Below are 3,707 nucleotides of genomic sequence, written 5' to 3'. Positions count from 1 at the left end.
AATTTATGTTGTGTACTAATAAAGAATTGATCAAATTTACTTTTCAAATAAGATACTGATGGATAATACACATTATATTAGCACTGAGTTGCTTACGATTGAATCTGTAGATAAGATTATTAAAGAGAATAAATATTTAGCCCTGTCAGATGAGGCGAAAATTAACATACAAAATTGTAGAGCGTATTTAGACAAAAAAATGGTGTCTCAAATAGAACCTATTTATGGGATAAACACTGGGTTTGGTTCGTTGTGCAATGTGAAAATTTCTAATGAAAATTTATCTAAGCTTCAAGAAAACTTAGTGCAATCTCATGCTTGTGGAACAGGAGATGAAGTTCCAAAAGAAATTATTAAGCTGATGCTATTATTAAAAATACAATCACTTAGTTATGGGAACTCTGGAATTCAACTAGAAACAGTGGAGAGGTTAGTGTCATTTTATAATAATAATATTTTACCCGTAATTTATACGCAAGGGTCACTTGGAGCCAGTGGTGACTTGGCGCCATTAGCGCATTTATCTTTACCAATCATTGGTCATGGTGAGGTTTATTACAAAGATCAAAAGGTTGAAGCAGCAGTAGTTTTAAAAGAATTTGATTGGGATCCTATTGAATTAAAATCAAAAGAAGGATTAGCATTATTGAATGGTACTCAATTTATGAGTGCTTATGGAGTTTATGTTTTACTTAAATCCAATACATTATCTTATTTTGCAGATTTCATAAGTGCTGTATCTCTAGAGGGTTTTGATGGAAGGATAGAGCCTTTTAATGAGCTCATTCATTTTGTTAGACCTCATAAAGGGCAGATTATTACAGCGCAAAATATGGTTCATTTTCTGTCAGGCAGTGAAATTATAAAACAACCCAAAAATCACGTACAAGATCCTTACTCATTTAGATGTATTCCTCAAGTGCATGGAGCTTCTAAAGATGTTTTTGAGTATGTAAAAAAAATATTTACTACCGAGATTAATTCGGTAACCGATAATCCTAATATATTTATTGATGAAGATCAAATAATTTCTGGAGGTAATTTTCATGGTCAACCTCTTGCAATGGCTCTTGATTTTATGGCAATTGCCCTTTCAGAATTAGGTAGTATCTCTGAGCGTAGAACCTATCAATTAATTTCAGGTAATAGGGGATTGCCAGCTTTTTTGGTTGATAATCCAGGACTTAACTCAGGACTTATGATACCGCAATATGCGGCAGCTAGTATTGCAAGTCAAAACAAACAATTGGCTACTCCAGCCAGTGTTGATAATATTGTTTCGAGTAACGGTCAAGAAGATCATGTGAGTATGGGTGCTAATGCAGCTACAAAAGCACTTCGTGTTGTTGATAATGTAGAACGCATTTTGTCTATTGAACTCCTCAATGCATCACAAGCACTTGCATACCGAAAACCCTTAAAGTCAAGTGTTTTAATCGAAAATTTTATAGATTCATATCGCTCTGCAGTGCCTTTGATCACTGAGGATAGGATTCTTCATTACGATATTTTAAAGACAGTAGCTTTTTTGAATACTTATCCGGTTGAGAATAATTTGTTAACAATGGCTTAACGTTAGCAATTAATAATGAAGTAATTTTGCCTGACTAAAATTAAATCAAATGAACATTAATAATTTTTTCCAATTTTTGGTTCCTAAAGACAAAAAATTTTTTCCACTTTTTGAAGAAGCATCTAGTAATTTAATTGAAATTGCAATTAATTTACATGAAGCAGTAAATTTACCTTTTAAAGAGCGTGAAATTCTTTTTCAAAAAATTGATGTTTTAGAACAAAAAGGGGAGGACATCACTCGTCAAACCAACCTTGAGTTGAGTAGAAATTTCATAACTCCATTTGATAGAGAAGATATTCATTCCTTGATTACTTCAATTGATAATGTTGCCGATAATCTTCATGGAGCTGCAAGCAGAATACGCTTGTATCAAGTGGATAAAATTACAAAATCAATCCGAAAATTAACGGAGATTAACCTTGAGGCTTGTCAAAATATTGATGTTGCTATAAGAGAGTTAAGAGATTTAAAGAAAATGAAAAATATTACTGATGCATGTGTTCGCATCAATAAATTAGAAAATAAATCTGATAATGTTTACGATAAAGCCGTTCTTGACTTATTCGAAAATGAAACAGATGCTAAAAATATTATCAAATATAAGGAAGTGCTTTCTGTACTGGAAACAGCAACAGATAAGTGTAAAAGTGTAGCTGCAGTTCTAGAATCTATTTCTGTAAAACATTCTTAATTAATTCCTTTTTATCTGAAATAACTCTTATGGATTTCACCTTACTTATAGTTATCATTGTCTTAGCTTTAATCTTTGATTACATCAATGGTTTTCATGATGCTGCCAATGCAATAGCTACAGTTGTTGCAACAAAAGTCTTGTCGCCATTTCAAGCTGTAGTTTGGGCTGCTTTTTTTAACTTTTTGGCCTATTGGGTTTTTGGTTTTGGTGTGGCTGATACAGTTGCAAAAACAGCCAATACTCTCGAGATTGATCTTGTTGTAATTTTAGCAGGTGTTATAGCCGCAATTATTTGGAATTTATTTACTTGGTGGCAAGGTATTCCATCGAGTTCATCACACACACTTATTGGTGGTTTTGCTGGTGCAGCCATTGCTCACGCGCTAGCAGTTCATGGTTTCTCAGGATATTCAGTAGGATCAGGTGCTGAGTTACATACCGCTTATTGGTATGATACTGTAAACTGGTACACAGCTGGTAAAGACGGAGGTTTTCCATCTGGAGTATTGGTAATCATTGCTTTTATTGTACTAGCGCCACTTTTGGGAGCTTTTATGTCTTATTTGATATCTATTTGGCTTTTAAATGCTTCTAAAAGAAGTATATATCCCAAGATTTTTACAGTTTGTTTGATGTTATTAACAATTTGGTTTGTAGAGTCTCAAATGGTTTATTTTGTGGATATTAAAAAACCGCGTTTCGATTCGCATTTTTGGAGTGTAGTTTTTGAATCTCATAATATTAAATGGTTTTTAGTTGCATTTATAATTTTGACCATTAGTGGTTTTAGTTTAATATTTAGCTCTTTAAACTTACATCAATCAACTGCTTGGTTGAAAAAGATGCAATTGTTATCATCAGCAGCATTTAGTCTTGGTCATGGAGGTAATGATTCACAAAAAGTTATGGGAATTATTGCAGCAGCAGTTACAGTTTATATTCAAACAAGCGGATTGAGTCAAGAAAGTCTTCCAGATTGGTTAGATGTAGTGTTACCAAATGAAGAAGGCGTTTTTAAAATGCCAGAATGGATTCCTCTAGCATGTTATTCTGCAATAGCAGCGGGGACATTGAGTGGTGGTTGGAAAATTGTAAAAACGATGGGTTCAAAAATCACAAAAGTTACTTCTTTTGAAGGTGTTGCTGCAGAAACCGCAGGTGCACTTACTTTGTATTTTACAGAGCATTTTAAAGTTCCAGTAAGCACAACGCATACCATTACAGGTTCTATAATAGGTGTTGGATTAACAAAAAGAGTATCAGCTGTGCGATGGGGAATGACTGTAAGTCTTATTTGGGCTTGGGTACTAACTATTCCTATTTCTGCAATTTTAGCAGCTATCATATATTATATGTTTCGTATTTTTATATAAATTAAAACATTAAAATATCGAATATAAAAAAACCATTCTTAACGGAATGGTTTTTTTATATTCG

The 3,707-nt window shown here is 33.2% G+C and carries 3 protein-coding genes; all 3 read left to right on the top strand.

Translation table 11 applies throughout. The features are described from left to right. Positions 1-58 precede the first annotated feature (58 nt). From hutH to DNC80_RS14590, 3 genes are read left to right on the top strand one after another with little or no spacing between them, the layout of a single operon-like run. Positions 59-1,573 carry a histidine ammonia-lyase gene (gene hutH, locus DNC80_RS14600; protein WP_182651844.1) on the top strand — a complete coding sequence of 505 codons (1,515 nt, stop codon included), beginning with the start codon at positions 59-61 and terminating at the stop codon, positions 1,571-1,573. Between the two features lie 49 nt (positions 1,574-1,622). Next, the gene (locus tag DNC80_RS14595) at positions 1,623-2,267 is read left to right on the top strand and encodes a DUF47 domain-containing protein (protein ID WP_144892289.1); all 645 of its coding nucleotides are present in this window, start codon (positions 1,623-1,625) and stop codon (positions 2,265-2,267) included. Between the two features lie 29 nt (positions 2,268-2,296). Then, complete coding sequence (locus tag DNC80_RS14590; protein ID WP_182651843.1) at positions 2,297-3,643, top strand: inorganic phosphate transporter; 1,347 nt, start codon at positions 2,297-2,299, stop codon at positions 3,641-3,643. Positions 3,644-3,707 lie beyond the last annotated feature (64 nt).

This window comes from Flavobacterium sp. SOK18b, assembly GCF_014156605.1.
Taxonomy (GTDB): Bacteria; Bacteroidota; Bacteroidia; order Flavobacteriales; family Flavobacteriaceae; genus Flavobacterium; species Flavobacterium tiangeerense.
The sequence above is the reverse complement of the archived record's forward strand: the minus strand, read 5'-3'. Positions and strand labels throughout refer to the sequence as shown.